Below are 16,891 nucleotides of genomic sequence, written 5' to 3'. Positions count from 1 at the left end.
TCCTGGTCACCGCAGGACCACCTTCGCGGGTTTTCGCCGCGGCCATACTGAGGGCATGGACGATCTCGCGGGTTTCCTGCGCAGCCGGCGTTCCCGGGTCGACCCGGCCGCCGTCGGCATCCCCACCGACCGCCGCCGCCGGGTCGCCGGGCTGCGCCGCGAAGAGGTCGCGCACCTGTCCGGGGTCAGCGTCGACTACTACGTGCGCCTGGAGCAGGGGCGCGCCACCCAGCCCTCCGAGCAGGTGCTCGACGCGCTCGCCCGGGTGTTCGGCCTGGACGGGACCGGGCGCGGGCACCTGGACCGCCTGGCCCGGCAGCGCCACCGCCCCGCGAAGGCGCCGCTCGACCTTCCGGCGGAGGGCCGCCGGAAGCTGCGGCCGGAGCTGCTGCGCGTCCTCGACCTGGTCGGCGGCGCGCCCGCGCTGATCGTCGACCACCGCCAGGACGTGCTCGGCGGGAACCGCCTGGCCGGACTGCTCCTCGGGCAGCCGGTGCCGGGCCTGAACACCGCCCGCCACCTGTTCCTCGACGAAGCCGGGCGCGGCCTCCACGCGGACTGGGAGGGCTGCGCCCGCGACGTGGTCGGGCACCTGCGGCTGGCCGCCGGCCGGTTCCCCGAGGACCGTCGGCTGGCCGCGCTGATCGGCGAGTTGGCGACCGGGAGCGAGCGCTTCGGCCGCCTGTGGGCCCGGGCGGACGTGCGGGCCCGCACGCCCGGGCCGAAGGCGTTCCGGCACCCGCTGGTCGGGCACCTGGAGCTGCACCAGGAGAACTTCGCGCTGCCCGACGAACCGGGCGCCGAACTGCTGGTGCTCTCCGCGGCCCCCGGCAGCCCCGCCGAGGACGGACTGCGCCGGCTCGCCGGCAGCGCGGACGGCGCCGACGCGCACCCTCCGATACCCGGGCCCCGGGCGGGCCGCCGCTCCGCCCGGTTGACGACCCGTCGGCCGAGGGGGCGTCAGCTCAGCGTCTGCACCGCCGCCGCCTCGAACGGCTTCAGCTCGTCGAGCCGGTTGCCGAGGACCTTGGCCGCCCACGCCGGGTCCTGGAGCAGGGCGCGGCCGACCGCGACCAGGTCGAACTCGTCGCGCTCGAGGCGGTCGAGGAGGTTGTCGATGCTGCCGACCGGGGCGCCCTGGCCGGTCAGGACGTGCACGAAGTCGCCGTCGAGGCCGACCGAGCCGACGGTGATGGCGGGGCGGCCGGTGAGCTTCCTGGTCCAACCGGCCAGGTTCAGGTCGGAGCCCTCGAACTCGGGGATCCAGTAGCGGCGGGTGGAGGCGTGGAAGGCGTCCACGCCGGCCTCGGCGAGCGGGGTGAGGATCGCCTCCAGCTCCTGCGGGGTCTCGGCGAGCCGGGCGTCGTACGCCTCCTGCTTCCACTGCGAGTAGCGGAAGATCACCGGGAAGGCGGGCGAGACGGCCGCGCGGACGGCGGCCACGATCTCGGCGGCGAACTTCGTCCGGGCCGCCGGGTCGCCGCCGTACTCGTCGGTGCGGCGGTTCGTCCGCTCCCAGAGGAACTGGTCGATCAGGTAGCCGTGGGCGCCGTGCAGTTCGACGCCGTCGAAGCCGATCCGCTCGGCGGCGGCGGCCGCTTCGGCGAAGGCGCCGATGACGTCGTCCAGGTCGGCGCGGGTCATCGCCTTGCCGGCGCCCTCGGTGCCGTCCACGCGGATGCCGGAGGGGCCGATGGCGGGGGCGTCGGCGTAGGGCGGCTCGCCCTGGTTGCGGACCATGCCGATGTGCCAGAGCTGGGGAACGATCGTGCCGCCCGCGGCGTGCACGTCCTCGGCCACCTTCGCCCACCCGGCCAGGTTCTCCTCGCCGTGGAACCGCGGCACCCGGTCGCTCTGCCCGGCGGACTCGTGGCCGACGTACGTGCCTTCGGTGACGATCAGGCCGACCCCGGCGGCGGCGCGGCGGGCGTAGTACGACCGCACGTCCTCGCCGGGCACGCCGCCCGGCGAGAACATCCGCGTCATCGGTGCCATCACGATGCGGTTCGGGACGGTCAGGCCGTTCAGGGCGACCGGACGGGACAGGATCTCGGCCGCGCGGGAGGCGGGGGACGCGGTGGCGGTCACAGGGACGCTCCTCGGTGCTGCTTGACAACCGTGATACTTGAGAACCTCAAGCAATGCGCTCGACGATAGGCGTAGATGCTTGAGATGGTCAAGTTTTATCGGCCGGTGGGTACAGTGGTCGTCATGACAGCAGCCCCTCGCGTCGACACCGCCCAGCTCATGGAGCTGTTCTCGGTGTCGCTCGGCGTGTTCTACGGCGACTTCGCGCTCGCCGCGGCGAGCGAGAACCTCACCGCGAGCCAGGCCAAGGCGCTGGCCGTGCTGCGGCGCGGGCCCGCCGCGATGCGCGGCCTCGCCGAGGTGCTGGCCTGCGACGCGTCCAACGTGACCGGCATCATCGACCGGCTGGAGAAGCGCGACCTGGTGCGCCGCGAGGCCGCCGCGTCCGACCGGCGGGTCAAGACCGTCGTGCTCACGCCGGAGGGCGAGCGGGTCGCCGACGCCGTCCGCGCCGGCATGCGGACCACCCTGGACGGGCTGGAGCGGCTCGACGACGGGGACCGGGACCGCCTGTACGAGCTGCTGGAACGGGTCTTCGTGACCCGGCCCGCCTCCTGAGGGCCCGTCGGGCCGGCCTCCTGACGGCTCGTCGGGCGGGTGCGCCGGCCGGGCGGCTCAGAGCAGCTTGCGGGAGGCGGTGGCGGGCAGCGGCTCGTCGTCCTCGCGGTGGCGGTGCAGCAGGGCGCGGGCGGCGCGCAGGCGGCCGGCCACCCGGGTCGGGAGGACCACGGTGTACAGGTGGCCGGTGCCGCCGGGGCCCTCCACCAGCCAGGAGGTCCAGGGGAGTTGGAGGGTGGCGACGGGGCTGAAGGCGACCGGGAGGGCGCCGGCCAGCGGGTGGTCGTAGAGGCCCAGGCGGCACCAGTTGGAGAGGGTGAGGGTGCGGCGGGCCGGGTCGAAGCCGGTCGGGATGCAGTCGGTGACGCGGTCCCGTCCGAGCGCTTCGAGGAACAGCCGGGTGCTCCGCACGCTCAGGTGGCGCTCGGTGAACTCCTCGACGGCACCGCGCAGTTCGGCGGCGAAGCCGGCGGGGGTGGTGCCCGCCCGCCAGGGCAGGCGGATCTCGCCGAGCAGGTTGCCGAGCGCGCCGTCCGGGAGGCCGAGGACGCGGCGCAGGTTGACCGGCATGGTCAGCGAGGGCTCGGACGCGCCGCCGTCCACCTCGCGCAGCACGGCCAGCAGGTGCGCGCAGAGCGCGTCGTTGGCGGACAGCCGGCGGCCGGCCTCGGCGCTGAACTCGTCGCGCAGCCGGGCGACTTCACCGGGCGTGAAGTAGACCTGCAGGGTGCGGTTGGCCAGTGCGGCGGAGGCGATCTCGCGGCGCAGCGCCTCGTTCTCGGCGGCCGAGGGCAGCCGCAGCGTGGGGGCGCCGCCGTCGACGGGCGGCAGGTGGGCGTCCAGGTAGGCGTCGCGGTCGGCGGCGAGGTCGACGGGGGGCAGCGGCAGGTCCTCGGTGCAGGCGGACCAGGTGCGCAGCAGCAGCGCGAAGGTCTGCATGTCGCCGATCGCGTGGTGCCAGGAGATGCCGAGCGCGCTGGTGCCGTCGGCGAGGCGGTTCAGCCGGACGGTGAGCAGCGGCAGGTCCTCCTGCCGGGCGCGGGTGGCCTGGACGTGGTCGACCAGTCCGGAGGTCGGCAGCAGCACCCGGTCCAGCGCCTCTTCGAGCGTGTAGGGGGCGTCGGCGACGGTGAACGGGACGCCGGCGCCGGTGCAGTCCAGGTACAGCTCGCCGCCGGGGGCGGTGCGCAACCGGCCGGCGAAGGCGGGCAGGTGGGCGAGGGCGCGGGCGAGTCCGGCGGCGAGGGCGTCGGCGTCCAGCAACCGGTCGTAGCAGAGCACCACCGAGACCGGCAGGTCGGCGAGCGACAGGTCGCCGACCGAGCAGCGGACGCTCACGGTGTCCGCTCCGGGTGTGCCCTCGGCGCGGACGGTGCGGATCTCGGGGTCGGACGTCAGCGTGCCGGTCATACCGCTCCCCTCCCAGGACTGACGGGGGAACGATAGGGGCCCGCGGGCCGGGGAACCAGAGGTGTCCGAACGGCCGGGGGCGCGGCGCCGCTTGGCCCGGTCGCGTTACCGAGTCGGTATGTGGTGTTTCTCATACTGATGCCGGAAAGGCCGGGAATCGTCCGAGCTGCGGTTTTCGTCCCGTCCCAAGCAAGGGTCAAGAGGAGTGAAACTAAGGTCGATCACGGGAAAAGATCATGCAATCAACGGAAACATAGCCTAGCAGCTCGATGAAACGCAGGGGAATCCCAGCCTGTCGCCTCGACCTGCTGCGGAAACAGTGCCCGTTACGGTTCCCGCATGGTTCAGCTCGACAATCGTCCGCGGGCCGGCGCCGAGGGCGCCGCCGGCCGGGACGCCCACGGCGGCGTCCGCGACAAGGGCCTCAACGGCAACTCGGTGGGTCTGCTCGGCAACGCCGTCATCGGCGTCTCCACCGTCGCCCCGGTGTACTGCCTGACCACCACGCTGGGCACCACGGTGGCCGCCGTCGGCCTGCAGATGCCCGCGCTCTTCCTGGCCGGGTTCCTGCCGATGATGCTGGTGGCGTTCGCCTACCGGGAGCTGAACAAGGCGATCCCGGACAGCGGCACCTCGTTCACCTGGACGGTCAAGGCGTTCGGCCCGAAGGTCGGCTGGATGTGCGGCTGGGGCCTGGTGATCGCCACCATCATCGTGCTGTCCAACCTCGCGGGCGTCGCCACCGAGTACCTCTACCTGCTGCTCGGCGAGATCACCCGCAGCGACTCGGTCGCCGCACTCAACGACGACCGGCTGGTGCACGTCGCCACCTGCCTGGCGCTGATCGCGATCGCCACGATGATCAGCTACCGCGGCATGACGGCCACCAAGGGCGTCCAGTACGCCCTGGTCGGGCTGCAGTTGGCGGTGCTCGGCCTGTTCGGGGTGCTCGCGATCGGCAAGGCGCTGGACGGCGACGCGGCCGGCTCGCTCGACTTCTCCTGGAGCTGGATGAACCCGTTCCAGGCCGACTCCTTCAGCTCCTTCGTCGCCGGGCTCTCGCTCTCCCTCTTCATGTACTGGGGCTGGGACGCCTGCCTGAGCGCCAACGAGGAGACCGGCGGCAGCGAGAAGACCCCGGGCCGGGCCGCGATGCTGGCGATGGCGGTGCTGGTCGGCTCCTACCTGTTCACGGCCGTCGCGGTGCAGATGTACGCGGGCGTCGGCACCACCGGCACCGGCCTCGGCAACCCCGACACCTCCTCCAACGTGCTGGCGGTGCTGGCCGGGCCGGTGATGGGCCCGGTGCTCGGCGTGCTGCTCTTCGTCGCGGTGCTCGCCTCCGCCTCCGCCAGCCTGCAGACCACCTTCATCCCGGTCAGCCGCACCGTGCTGGCGATGAGCGTGTACGAGGCGCTGCCCGCCTCCTTCACCAAGGTCAACGCGCGCTACCGGACCCCCGGCCGGGCGATCGTCACCGCCGGCGTCGGAACCGGCGCGTTCTACACCGTGATGACGCTGGTCAGCTCGCACGTGCTCGCCGACACCATCGCCGCACTGACGCTGATGATCTGCTTCTACTACTCGCTGACCGCGTTCGCCTGCGCCTGGTACTTCCGCCGCGACCTGCGCCGCTCGGTCCGCGACGCGGTGCTCAAGTGCGTCTTCCCGCTGCTCGGCGGGCTCACCCTGGCCGCGATCTTCGCCAAGTCGCTGGTGGACATGGTCGATCCGGCCTACGGCAGCGGCAGTTCGGTCTTCGGCGTCGGCAGCGTCTTCGTGGTCGGCGCCGGCCTGCTCGCCCTCGGCCTGGTCGGCATGGCCGTGATGACCCGCCGCAGCCCGGCCTTCTTCCGCGGCGAGGTGCTCACCCGCGACACCCCCGCGCTGGTCATCCCCGACTGACCGCGCGCGAGCGCCGCAAGGGCCCCGGACCGCTCACGGTCCGGGGCCTTCGGCTCCATGGGTTCAGGTCCGGTACCGCTCGGCGGCGGCGCACCAGACCAGGTTGCCGACGATCAGGCGGCCGAGGTCGTCGATGTGCCGGTAGACCGGCAGCCGGTCCTCGGGCGCGAGGCCGAGCCCGTCCAGGACGCGCGGCACGGTGGCCTGGTGCGCGAGGAAGTCGTCCGTGTAGACGCGGATCATGCGGTGCACCTCGCACAGGGCGTCGACCCGGCCCAGGGAGCGTTCCCGCTCCAGGACCAGAACCATGTTGAGGTTGTCGCCGATCGCCTCCTCCTTGGCGAGCGACTGGACGTCCTGGGAGATGTTGACGGCCCGGATGGTGCTCAGCCGCATGGACGCCAGGGCCGGGGTGTCCAGGACGGCCTGCGGGACCTCGTAGTGCCCGACCCGTTCCGTCGCGTCCAGTTCGAGCGCCATCTCGCCCGACCGGTCCCTGATGGCCAGGTACTGGTCCATGCTCGGAACCGCTCCGTCGCGTCGCCCGGCGCATTCGTCGATGAGCGCCTCGAAGAGCTTCGCCCAGTTCTCCGCCGTGCGGGCCTGCCAGCCCGGCGACATGCCCTGGCGCCAACGCCGCCAGATGTCAGCGAAGGCCTCGACCATGGGGTCCGCACCGAGGTCCGGGTGCCCGCTCTGGCGGTCGGGAGCGACCACGGCGATGAGTCGCCGGTAGAACTCCTCCACCCGGCGCGGGTCCTGGATGAACTCGCCGTCGTCGCGGTCGTCCATGACGACCCACCAGCACACCCAGTTGCACAGCAGGTCGAGGTCCGCACCGGTGGCGTTCGGGAAGTTCAGCCCGGGCCAGGACGCGAGTGCCATGCGATCGTGACGGCGCAGCTCCTCGTCGGTCGTGACGATCCCCATGCGTTGGACCCAGGTGCGGGCGTCCGTCACCGCGCGGTCGTGTTCAGGGTGCGGAACCGGGCGAGGGAACGGCAGGTCGAAGGCCCAGGTGGCGAGATGGGGCGGGTTCAGCTCGCGGGGCAGGACGATCGGCGGAGTCGGGCCGGGCATGTGCACACTCCATCGCATGCTCGCTAGGCCGGCCGTTCACCGGCCGACGGGTTCGTCAGACCACACGGGAGCGCTGGTCACGACGGTTCAACGCCGCGGCCCTGAACCGGGAGGCGCGGTGGTCCGTGGAACGGATCGAAGTGGACGACTGGAGTCCGCTTCGACGGGAGATGCACCGATGCAGGCTGTCGCAGAGATTGCCCGGATGCCGAAGTCGCTGCCGCTGCTGGGCCATGCCCTCAAGCTGCTGCGCGACCCGCTTCGCTTCCTCGAGGAGCAGCGTCCACTGGGAGACGCCGTGCAGATCCGGCTGGGTCTGCGGAAGGCCTACATCCTCAACAGCCCCGAGCTGGTGCGCAAGATGCTGGGTGCACCGGGCGACCAGTTCGACCGGGGGGTCATCTTCGAAGTGGCTCGCCCGCTGTTCGGCAACGGCGTCGTGGTGGCCAACCGCGAACACCACCGCGAGCGCCGCCGGGCGGCCCGGCCGGCCTTCCAGCCGGCCCAGGTGTCGTCCTACGCGAACGCCATGGTCGAGCTGGCCGAAGCCGGCGCATCGAGTTGGCACGCCGGGCAGGTGATCGACCTGCACGACGCGATGGCCGACCTGACGACGCAGGTGGTCGCCGCATGTCTGTTCGGCGTCGATCTGGCGGAGCGGGACCGGCGTGACGTGTACGAGAGCCTGCCGGTGTTCGTGGTCGGCCTGGCCCGGCGGGCCTACGGTCCGCTCGAGCTGATCTGCCGGCTCCCGACCGCGGAACGGCGCCGCTACACCGAGGCGGTGCGGCGGATCCACGACGCCGTGGACACCCTGATCGAAGCCGCCGAGGAACGGGTGAGGGCGACGGGAGACCCGATGGCGGGCGGCATGCTCGCCATGCTCCAGGCCCCGCCCGGGACGAGCGCGCAGCAGGTGCACGACGACGTCCTGGGGGTGCTGATCGGCGGCTCGCACACCACGGCCGCGGCCGCCGCGTGGATCTTCCACTTCCTGGCGGCCCATCCGGACGTGGAGAGCCGCCTGACGGAAGAGGTCGACCGGGTGCTCCAGGACCGGCGGCCGGATCGGTCGACCCTGACCGACATGCCCTACCTGCAGGCCGTGATCTACGAAACGCTGCGGATCGTCCCGCCGGTGTGGCTGTTCCCGCGGCGGGCGCGGCAGGAGGTCCGGCTGGGTGACCACCTCATCCCGGCCGGGGCGGACGTGTTCTACAGCCCGTACGCGCTGCACCACGACCCGAGGTACTTCCCGGCCCCCGACACCTTCGATCCGCAGCGTTGGCTGTCGGGGCGCGACGCAGCCCTGCCGCGCGGTGCGTTCTTCCCCTTCGCCAGCGGAACCCACCACTGTCTGGGTGCCGACTTCGCGATGACGGAGCTGGCCGTCATCACCGCCGCCGTGGTCTCCCGTTGGCGGCTGCGTCCGGTCGCGGGTGAGCCGGTCCGGCCGAAGGTGGGCGCGACGCTCGGACCGTCCGAGATGCGCATGCGGGTCGAGCCGCGCTGACCCGGCAGCTCGGTCGTCCTGCCGGCCGAGCTGCTCCACGCGATCCGGGAACCGGCTGCGGATGGACGGGGCTGACGGTGGATCAGTACGCGGCGGTGAAGCGTCGGCCGACGTGCTGCGGCTGCTCGACCTCGTCCAGCAGCGCCACCGCGTAGTCCTCGGCGGAGATCCGGCTCTCGCCGTCCGCGCCGATCAGCAGCTCCTCCAGGCCGACCCGGTAGGCGCCGGTGCGCTCGCCGGGCTCGATGGTGCCCGCGGGGGAGAGGTTGGTCCACCGCACGTCGGTGACGGTGCGCAGGTAGTCCAGCGCCTCGCCGTGCGCGTGCATGATCGGCAGCACGAACTCCGGGATCCCCTCGGCGTCCCAGACCTGCCTGCCGTCCGGGGTGCGCAGCGAGCCCGCGCCGCCGACCGCCAGGAGTCGCGGGGCGTCCGCGCCGACCGTGCGCAGGCCCGTCACCAGCGACTCGAAGGCCGGCTGGATCAGCGCCCGGTGACCCGGCCCGTCGCCGCCGCCGACCGCGCTGACCACCACGTCCGCGCCCTTGGCGTGCTCGGCCACCGACGCCGGGTCCAGCACGTCGCCGGCCACCACGGTCAGCTGCGGGTGGGCGGCCGTCAGCTTCGCCGGGTCGCGGACCACCGCGGTGACCCGGTGGCCGCGGTCGAGCGCCTCGGCCAGGACGCGGGAGCCGATGGTGCCGGTGGCGCCGTACAGGGTGATGGTGCTCATCGTGGGTCTCTCCTCGGGTGTTTCCGTCGCTTGGCGTTTTCTGCCGACACCCACGACGGTACGGCGACGACTGCGGGGTGGACGAGGTCCCGGGGCGACCGAGCATGGTGAAAAACGGACATCGTGATCGAAGGGCCCTGGAGGTTCCGTGGTCGGGGCGGCCGCAGGCCTGCAACGTTCTGTTGAAACGCACCTTGACGACCCCTTTGGGCCCGGCTTAGCTTACTTTCGCATTCCAAAACTATTCTTCCGCATCATGGAAGTCGCGTCGACCGCAGGAGTAAGCCGATGCCTCGTATGACAGCCGCCCGCGCCGCAGTGGAGATCCTCAAGCTCGAAGGCGTCGACGTGGCGTTCGGTGTGCCGGGCGCCGCGATCAACCCCTTCTACGCCGCACTCAAGGCCTCCGGCGGGATCAAGCACACGCTGGCCCGCCACGTCGAGGGCGCCTCGCACATGGCCGAGGGCTACACCCGCGCCACGGCCGGCAACATCGGCGTGTGCATCGGCACGTCGGGCCCGGCCGGCACCGACATGATCACCGGCCTGTACTCGGCGATCGCCGACTCCATCCCGATCCTGTGCATCACCGGCCAGGCCCCGGTCGCCCGCCTCCACAAGGAGGACTTCCAGGCCGTCGACATCGCCTCGATCGCCAAGCCGGTCACCAAGGCCGCCACCACCGTCCTGGAGGCGGCGCAGGTCCCGGGCGTCTTCCAGCAGGCCTTCCACCTGATGCGCTCCGGCCGTCCCGGCCCGGTCCTGATCGACCTGCCGATCGACGTCCAGCTGACCGAGATCGAGTTCGACCCGGAGGCCTACCAGCCGCTCCCGGTCTACAAGCCGGCCGCCAACCGCACCCAGATCGAGAAGGCCATCGCGCTCCTCCAGGAGTCCGAGCGCCCGCTGATCGTCGCCGGCGGCGGCGTCATCAACGCGGACGCCGCCGACCTGCTGCTGGAGTTCGCCGAGCTCACCGGCGTCCCGGTGGTCCCGACCCTGATGGGCTGGGGCATCGTCCCCGACGACCACGAGCTGAACGCCGGCATGGTCGGCCTGCAGACCTCGCACCGCTACGGCAACGAGAACTTCCTCGCCTCCGACTTCGTCCTCGGCATCGGCAACCGCTGGGCCAACCGCCACACCGGCGGCCTGGACGTCTACACCGCGGGCCGCAAGTTCGTCCACGTCGACGTCGAGCCCACCCAGATCGGCAAGATCTTCGCCCCCGACCTCGGCATCGCCTCCGACGCCAAGGCCGCGCTGCTGCTCTTCCTGGAGGTCGCCCGCGAGCTCAAGGCCGCCGGGCGGCTCAAGGACCGCGGCGAGTGGGTCGCCGCCACGCAGGAGCGCCGTGCCGCCCTGCAGCGCAAGACCCACTTCGACAACGTGCCGCTCAAGCCGCAGCGCGTCTACGAGGAGATGAACAAGGCCTTCGGCCCGGAGACCCGCTACGTCACCACCATCGGCCTCTCGCAGATCGCCGGCGCGCAGATGCTGCACGTCTACAAGCCCCGCCACTGGATCAACTGCGGCCAGGCCGGGCCGCTCGGCTGGACCATCCCCGCCGCGCTCGGCGTCGCCACCGCCGACCCGGACGGGCAGGTCGTCGCGCTCTCCGGCGACTACGACTTCCAGTTCATGATCGAGGAGCTCGCGGTCGGTGCGCAGCACCGGATCCCGTACGTCCACGTCCTCGTCAACAACTCGTACCTGGGCCTGATCCGCCAGGCGCAGCGCAACTTCGACATCGACTTCCAGGTCAAGCTCGAGTTCGAGAACATCAACGCCCCCGAGCTCGGCGTCTACGGCGTCGACCACGTCCGGGTCGCCGAGGGGCTGGGCTGCAAGGCGATCCGGGTCACCCGGCCCGAGGACCTGCTGCCCGCGTTCGAGGAGGCCAAGAAGCTCGCGGCGGAGTTCCGCGTCCCCGTCGTGGTCGAGGCCATCCTGGAGCGGGTCACCAACATCTCGATGGCCGCGGCCGACATCGACAAGGTCATGGAGTGGGAGGAGCTCGCCACCCAGCCGGGCGACGCTCCGACGGCGATCAAGACCCTGAAGGTCTGACCGCTTAGGGAGTCGGGCCAGTTGCACTATCCAGGGGCTCGGGGAACCGCGAGGCGAGTGGCTGGTGGTCTGAACTGGGCTGGTGGTCTTGGAGACGTCCATGCGTCTTGACCGGCAGCGCCCTGTGAGACCGACCGCCACGCACCCCCGCCGTTCCCCGGGCCCCTGACTGTTCCCGAGCCACCTGCCGAAAGTCAGCCGAGCTGCCAGATGGTGCCGCCCGTGGCGGCGAGGGTGGCGGCGAGGACCGCGAGGTCGGCCGCGCCGAGGGCGAGGCCGAGGAGGGCTCGGGTGCGGCGGGTGGTGCCGCGCCAGAGGGCGAGGGCGGCGAGGGCGAGGGCGAGGGGGCCGAGGACGAGGTTGAAGATCAGCAGGCCGAGGAGGCCGAGGATGAAGGAGGCCACGGCCAACTGGTCGGCGTCGGCTGTGGTGTGACGCTCGGTGGGGTTCAACGTGGGCTCCGGATATCAGTGGCGGCGGGTACGGGCCAGACCCTCGCGGGCGCCGAAGGCCAGCAGCCAGGCGGCGACGGCCGTGGCGGCGGCGAGGAACAGCGGCATCGGCAGATGAGCGGCGGCCCCCGCGAGCAGGCCGAGGGCGATCAGGACGACGAGCAGCACGGCGACACCTTTCGGAGGACAGCTGCGTTCGGGTAACAACTGTTCGCTGAAAGTACTGTAGCGACGCTGGCGAAAATCAGCAAACAGTTGTTTACTGATCGCCGTGACCCAGAACCCCGGTATCCGTCAGGCCCAGAAGCAGGCCAGCCGTCGCGCCCTGCTGGATGCCGCGTTGGAGCTGTTGGAGCATCAGAACCTCAGCGGCCTCGGCGTGCGCGAGGTCACCCGGGAGGCGGGCCTCTCGCCGGCCGGGTTCTACCGGCACTTCCCGGACCTGGCCGAGCTGGGCGTGGTGCTGGTGCAGGAGTCGCTGGCCAACCTGCACGAGATGGTCCAGGCGGTGTTCGCGGGCAGCGGTGAGCCCGAGCAGCTGATCGACCGCTCGGTGGAGGTGATCACCGCGCACGTCGCCGAGCATCCCGCGTACATCCGCTTCCTGGCGCGTGAGCGGTTCGGCGGGGTGAAGCCGGTGCGGGATGCGGTCGCCGCCGAACTGGCGCGCTTCGCCGAGGAGTTGGCCGAGCTGCTGGCCGGGCAGCCGGACGTCGCGGACTGGTCGTACGTGGACCGCCGGATGCTGGCCGAGCTGTACGTGGACCGGATGGTGACCACCGCGCTCGCGCTGGTCGAGGCGCACCCGGCGGAGCGGCTCGGGATCGCCCGGACGGTGCGCACCCAGTTGCGGCTCATCAACATCGGAAGCCGTCACTGGAAGGAAAGTTGACGGCAAATCAGTGAAAGCACCGGGTGTGGGCACGGTCTTGACATGGTGTCATGGGCGCGCCAACTTAGGGCTACCCCAGTGGTACCCCAGTGGGACCCCCACACCACGAGAGGCACCCCATGAAGAAGCCGCTCATCGGCGCAGCTTCCGCGCTGTTCCTCGCCGGGGCCACCGCCCTGGCCACCGCCGCCCCCGCGTCCGCCGCCACCGTGACCTTCGCCGGGACGGTCGCCCTCAGCAACTGCTCGGGCTCGCTGGTCCGGATGCCGAACTCGGTCGACACCGACCCCGGGCTGATCCTGACCAACGGCCACTGTCTGGAGACCGGGATGCCCAACCCCGGCCAGGTGATCACGAACAAGTCCTCCAACCGCAGCTTCACCCTGCTCAGCTCCTCCGGCTCCAGCCTCGGCACGGTGCGCGCCAACCGGGTCCTGTACTCGACGATGACCGACACCGACGTCACCCTCTACCGGCTGAGTACCAGCTACTCCACGATCAAGAGCCGCTACGGGATATCGCCGCTGACCATGTCCACCAGCCACCCCGTGGCCGGCAGCGCGATCAAGGTGGTCTCCGGCTACTGGAAGACCACCTACTCCTGCAACGTCGACGGCTTCGTGTACCGGCTCAAGGAGGGCGGCTGGACCTTCAAGGACTCGGTCCGCTACACCTCCGCCTGCAACACCATCGGCGGCACCTCCGGCTCCCCGGTGATCGACGTCAACAGCGGCCAGGTGGTCGCCGTCAACAACACCGGCAACGAGAACGGTGAGACCTGCACCGTCGACAACCCCTGCGAGGTCGACCAGAACGGCGTGGTGACGGTCCGCCAGGGCATCAACTACGCGCAGGAGACCTACACCATCCCGAACTGCTTCGCCCCGGGCAACGTGCTCGACCTGACCCGGGCAGGCTGCGTGCTGCCCCGCCCGTAGCCGAGCCCACCGCGCGCAGCCACCCGCGTATCCCCTCGCGCGGGTGGCTGCGCGCGTTCCGGGACGGTTCACGGCCGCCCGGCGCGGCTCTTCCTGAAGCAGTGAATCGGTGCTTCAATCCTTTGCGTGGCCTACCGACGCACCGCCGCCGTCCAGGCCCGCCTGGACGGCCAGCGCGAAGCCGTCCTGCGGGCCGCCGTCGCCCTGCTCGCCGAACGCGGCTACGCGGGCTGCTCGATGGCCGCCGTCGCGCAGCGGGCCGGCATCGCCACCGGCAGCATGTACCAGCACTTCGACGGCAAGGCCGACCTCGCCGTCACCCTGTTCCGCACCGTCTGCGGACGCGAGATCACCGCCGTCACCGAGGCCGCCGAACGCGCCGCCGACCCGCTGGACGGCATCGCCGCGCTGGTCGCCACCTTCGCCGCCCGCGCGCTCAAGGCCCCGCGGCTCGCCTACGCGCTGCTCGCCGAACCCGCCGACACCGTGGTCGAGGCCGAACGCCTGGTCTTCCGCCGCGCCTTCCGCGACCTGATCGCCACCCGCATCGACCAGGCCGCCGCCCGCGGCCAACTCCCCGCCCAGCACGCCGAACTGACCGCCGCCGCGATCGTCGGCGCGGTCGGCGAGGCGCTGGTCGGACCGCTCACCGACGGCCGCCCGCCGGAGACCGTCCTGCCCGACCTGGTCACCTTCACCCTGCGCGCCCTGGGAGGGCACTGATGGCAAGCACCCACGAGGTCACCAACCAGGTGCCCGACCCGTACGGCCACGACGTCGCCGCCGACCCCACCCTGCTCGCCGCCCTGCACCGGGCGGGCGCCGGCTGGGCCGAGGACGAACTCCACACCCTCGGCCGCCTCGCCGGCAGCGCGGAGGCCGCTGACTGGGCCCGCCTCGCCAACGAGAACCCGCCCGTGCTGCGCACCCACGACCGCTACGGCCACCGCATCGACGAGGTCGAATTCCACCCGCACTGGCACCAGTTGATGCGCACCGCGGTCGAGCACGGCCTGCACGCCGCCCCCTGGCGCGACGACCGGCCCGGCGCGCACACCGCCCGCGCCGCCAAGTTCTACGTCTGGGGCCAGGTCGAGGCCGGCCACACCTGCCCGATCTCGATGACCTACGCCGCCGTCCCCGCCCTGCGCACGACCCCCGAACTCGCCGCTGCCTACGAGCCGTTGCTCGCCGCCCGGGAGTACGACTTCGGCCTGCGCGAACCGCACGGCAAGCGCGGCCTGATCGCCGGCATGTCGATGACCGAGAAGCAGGGCGGCTCCGACGTCCGCGCCAACACCACCCGGGCCGTCCCCGCCGGCGACGGCACCTACCGCCTGACCGGCCACAAGTGGTTCACCTCCGCCCCGATGTCCGACGTCTTCCTGACCCTGGCCCAGGCCCCCGGCGGACTCTCCTGCTTCCTGCTGCCCCGCGTCCTGCCCGACGGCACCCGCAACGCGCTGCGCCTGCAACGCCTCAAGGACAAGCTCGGCAACAAGTCCAACGCCTCCGCGGAGATCGAGTACGAGGAGGCCACCGGCTGGCTGGTCGGCGAGGAGGGCCGCGGCGTGCGCACCATCATCGAGATGGTCAACATGACCCGCCTCGACTGCACCGTCGGCGCCGCCTCCGGCATGCGCTACGGCGCGATGCGCGCCCTGCACCACGCCACCCACCGGCACGCCTTCGGCAAGGCGCTGGTCGAGCAGCCGCTGATGCGCAACGTGCTCGCCGACCTGGTCGTGGAGTCCGAGGCCGCCACCGCGATCGCCATGCGACTGGCCGAGGCCACCGACCGGGCCCTGGCCGGCGACCCCGCCGAGACGCACTTCCGCCGCCTCGGCCTCGCCGTCGCCAAGTACTGGGTCTGCAAGCGCGGCCCCGGGCACGCGGCCGAGGCCCTGGAATGCCTGGGCGGCAACGGCTACGTCGAGGAGTCCGGGATGCCCCGGCTCTACCGGGAGGCCCCGCTGGTCTCCATCTGGGAGGGCTCGGGGAACGTCGCCGCGCTCGACGCGCTGCGCGCGATGGCCCGTCAACCCGAGAGCGTGGCGGCCGTGTTCGAGGAGCTGGACGCCGCGAGCGGGCTCGACCGGCACTACGACGCTGCGCTCGGCGCCCTCCGCAAGGACCTCGCCGACCCCGCGGAACTCGAGTACCGCACCCGCCACCTCGTCGAACGCCTCGCCCTCACCCTCCAGGCCTCCCTCCTCCTCCGCCACGGCCACCCCGCCGTCGCCGAAGCCTTCACCACCACCCGCCTCGCCGGCCACTCCGGCCTCGCCTACGGCACCCTCCCGACGGGCATCGATACGGAAGCGATCCTCTCCAGGATGTAGTGGCACCACCTAGGGGCCCTGGGGGTACCTCCCGGCCCCCCTTGGGGCTGGGGGCGGAACGGCGGGGGTGCGTGGCAGCGAGGGTTCCGGGGCGCTGCAAGGTCTGGGCGCATAGACGTCTCCAAGACGCACTGCCACTGGAGCCCCTGAAATAAGGCGCTGCTAGCGTGACCGGCGATCCCGTTCCCCGCCTTGTCGAAGGGTTGCGCCCCGATGGCCAAGTTCCTGCTGAGTCTGCACGTCCTGGTCTCGGTGCTGTTCATCGGTCCGGTCGCGGTGGCGGTGAGCATGTTCCCGCGGAAGGCGAAGGCCGCGCTCGTGGAGGGGCCGGAGCAGGTGGGGGCGGCGGCTTCGGTGCGGCTGTTGCACCGGATCAGTCAGCTGTACGCGCTGCTGGGGATCGCGGTGCCGGTGCTGGGCATCGGGACCGCGCAGGTGATGGGTGTGATGGGCGACGCCTGGATCACGGTGTCGATCGTGCTGACGGCCCTCGCGGCGGGCGTGCTGCTGCTGTTCGTGCTGCCGGGTCAGCAGGCGACGATCGACGCGCTGGACGCCACCGAGGAGCGGGAGGCGGAGACCGTCCGGGCCACCGGCAAGCTGGGGAGGCTGCCGATGACCGCGGGTGTGTTCAACCTGCTGTGGGCGGTGGTCGTGGTGCTGATGGTCATCCGACCGGGGTCGACGACCGGGGCGTGACGCCGCGGACCTCTATTCCGGCGAGCAGGTCGGCGGTGGCGGCCGCGACGGCGGCCACCGCGGCTTCGAAGACCTCGCGGTTGTGCGCGGCGGGCGCCCGGAACCCGGAGATCTTCCGGACGTACTGGAGGGCCGCCGCGTGGATGTCCTCGGGTGTGGCGTCGGGCGTCATCGGCGGGCGGAGCGTCTTGATGCTTCGGCACATGCCTCC

The 16,891-nt window shown here is 71.9% G+C and carries 16 protein-coding genes and 1 pseudogene; 10 read left to right on the top strand and 7 right to left on the bottom strand.

Going from position 1 to position 16,891, the window contains the following annotated elements:
* Positions 1-55: 55 nt before the first annotated feature.
* Positions 56-898 (top strand): annotated as a pseudogene (locus ACWD4U_RS09060) (MmyB family transcriptional regulator); the annotation flags it as partial.
* A gap of 62 nt (positions 899-960) precedes the next feature.
* Here the strand turns inward: ACWD4U_RS09060 and ACWD4U_RS09055 are convergent.
* Positions 961-2,088: an NADH:flavin oxidoreductase gene (locus ACWD4U_RS09055; protein WP_363458486.1), complete on the bottom strand. Its 1,128-nt coding sequence runs from the start codon at positions 2,086-2,088 to the stop codon at positions 961-963.
* A 123-nt stretch (positions 2,089-2,211) separates the two neighbouring features.
* On the opposite strand from ACWD4U_RS09055, the gene ACWD4U_RS09050 reads away from it, so the two are divergent.
* Complete coding sequence (locus tag ACWD4U_RS09050) at positions 2,212-2,646, top strand: MarR family winged helix-turn-helix transcriptional regulator (protein ID WP_363458485.1); 435 nt, start codon at positions 2,212-2,214, stop codon at positions 2,644-2,646.
* A 57-nt stretch (positions 2,647-2,703) separates the two neighbouring features.
* On the opposite strand, the gene ACWD4U_RS09045 is transcribed toward ACWD4U_RS09050, so the two are convergent.
* Positions 2,704-4,056: an acyltransferase gene (locus tag ACWD4U_RS09045; protein ID WP_363458483.1), complete on the bottom strand. Its 1,353-nt coding sequence runs from the start codon at positions 4,054-4,056 to the stop codon at positions 2,704-2,706.
* A 339-nt stretch (positions 4,057-4,395) separates the two neighbouring features.
* On the opposite strand from ACWD4U_RS09045, the gene ACWD4U_RS09040 reads away from it, so the two are divergent.
* A complete protein-coding gene (locus tag ACWD4U_RS09040; protein WP_363458482.1) occupies positions 4,396-5,961 on the top strand; it encodes an APC family permease in 1,566 nt (521 codons plus the stop codon).
* Between the two features lie 63 nt (positions 5,962-6,024).
* Here ACWD4U_RS09040 and ACWD4U_RS09035 read toward each other — a convergent pair whose 3' ends face one another.
* Entirely contained in the window at positions 6,025-7,041 is a 1,017-nt protein-coding gene (locus ACWD4U_RS09035; protein ID WP_363458481.1) for a terpene synthase family protein, read from the bottom strand.
* Positions 7,042-7,219: 178 nt separating this feature from the next.
* Between ACWD4U_RS09035 and ACWD4U_RS09030 the strand changes: the two genes are divergently transcribed.
* The gene (locus ACWD4U_RS09030) at positions 7,220-8,554 is read left to right on the top strand and encodes a cytochrome P450 (RefSeq protein ID WP_363458479.1); all 1,335 of its coding nucleotides are present in this window, start codon (positions 7,220-7,222) and stop codon (positions 8,552-8,554) included.
* Between the two features lie 82 nt (positions 8,555-8,636).
* On the opposite strand, the gene ACWD4U_RS09025 is transcribed toward ACWD4U_RS09030, so the two are convergent.
* A complete protein-coding gene (locus tag ACWD4U_RS09025; RefSeq protein WP_363458478.1) occupies positions 8,637-9,287 on the bottom strand; it encodes an NAD(P)-dependent oxidoreductase in 651 nt (216 codons plus the stop codon).
* Between the two features lie 288 nt (positions 9,288-9,575).
* Here ACWD4U_RS09025 and gcl point away from each other — a divergent pair, with 288 nt between their 5' ends.
* Entirely contained in the window at positions 9,576-11,357 is a 1,782-nt protein-coding gene (gcl, locus tag ACWD4U_RS09020) for a glyoxylate carboligase (protein WP_363458476.1), read from the top strand.
* A gap of 194 nt (positions 11,358-11,551) precedes the next feature.
* Here gcl and ACWD4U_RS09015 read toward each other — a convergent pair whose 3' ends face one another.
* Together ACWD4U_RS09015 and ACWD4U_RS09010 are read right to left on the bottom strand one after the other, a co-directional pair.
* Positions 11,552-11,809, bottom strand: a complete 258-nt coding sequence (locus ACWD4U_RS09015; RefSeq protein WP_363458474.1) for a DUF4190 domain-containing protein — start codon at positions 11,807-11,809, stop codon at positions 11,552-11,554.
* Between the two features lie 15 nt (positions 11,810-11,824).
* Positions 11,825-11,977 carry a hypothetical protein gene (locus tag ACWD4U_RS09010; protein ID WP_363458473.1) on the bottom strand — a complete coding sequence of 51 codons (153 nt, stop codon included), beginning with the start codon at positions 11,975-11,977 and terminating at the stop codon, positions 11,825-11,827.
* A gap of 103 nt (positions 11,978-12,080) precedes the next feature.
* On the opposite strand from ACWD4U_RS09010, the gene ACWD4U_RS09005 reads away from it, so the two are divergent.
* From ACWD4U_RS09005 to ACWD4U_RS08985, 5 genes are all read left to right on the top strand, one after another.
* Positions 12,081-12,701: a TetR family transcriptional regulator gene (locus ACWD4U_RS09005; protein WP_363458471.1), complete on the top strand. Its 621-nt coding sequence runs from the start codon at positions 12,081-12,083 to the stop codon at positions 12,699-12,701.
* A 119-nt stretch (positions 12,702-12,820) separates the two neighbouring features.
* Positions 12,821-13,639, top strand: coding sequence for a S1 family peptidase (locus ACWD4U_RS09000; RefSeq protein WP_363458470.1), 819 nt, complete (start codon positions 12,821-12,823; stop codon positions 13,637-13,639).
* A 126-nt stretch (positions 13,640-13,765) separates the two neighbouring features.
* Positions 13,766-14,362 carry a TetR/AcrR family transcriptional regulator gene (locus ACWD4U_RS08995; protein ID WP_363458468.1) on the top strand — a complete coding sequence of 199 codons (597 nt, stop codon included), beginning with the start codon at positions 13,766-13,768 and terminating at the stop codon, positions 14,360-14,362.
* Positions 14,362-15,981, top strand: coding sequence for an isovaleryl-CoA dehydrogenase (locus ACWD4U_RS08990; protein ID WP_363458466.1), 1,620 nt, complete (start codon positions 14,362-14,364; stop codon positions 15,979-15,981). The genes ACWD4U_RS08995 and ACWD4U_RS08990 overlap by 1 nt, the downstream gene beginning before the upstream one ends.
* 213 nt (positions 15,982-16,194) lie before the next feature.
* Positions 16,195-16,680, top strand: a complete 486-nt coding sequence (locus tag ACWD4U_RS08985) for a DUF2269 family protein (protein ID WP_363458464.1) — start codon at positions 16,195-16,197, stop codon at positions 16,678-16,680.
* Here the strand turns inward: ACWD4U_RS08985 and ACWD4U_RS08980 are convergent.
* Positions 16,649-16,885 (bottom strand): DUF2277 domain-containing protein, encoded by a 237-nt coding sequence (locus ACWD4U_RS08980; RefSeq protein ID WP_363458462.1) that lies wholly within the window; start codon positions 16,883-16,885, stop codon positions 16,649-16,651. The two genes, ACWD4U_RS08985 and ACWD4U_RS08980, sit on opposite strands and share 32 nt — an antisense overlap.
* Positions 16,886-16,891 lie beyond the last annotated feature (6 nt).

This window comes from Kitasatospora sp. NPDC002522 (assembly GCF_053595195.1).
Note: the sequence above shows the minus strand (reverse complement) of the source record. Positions and strands in the feature narration are given on the sequence as shown.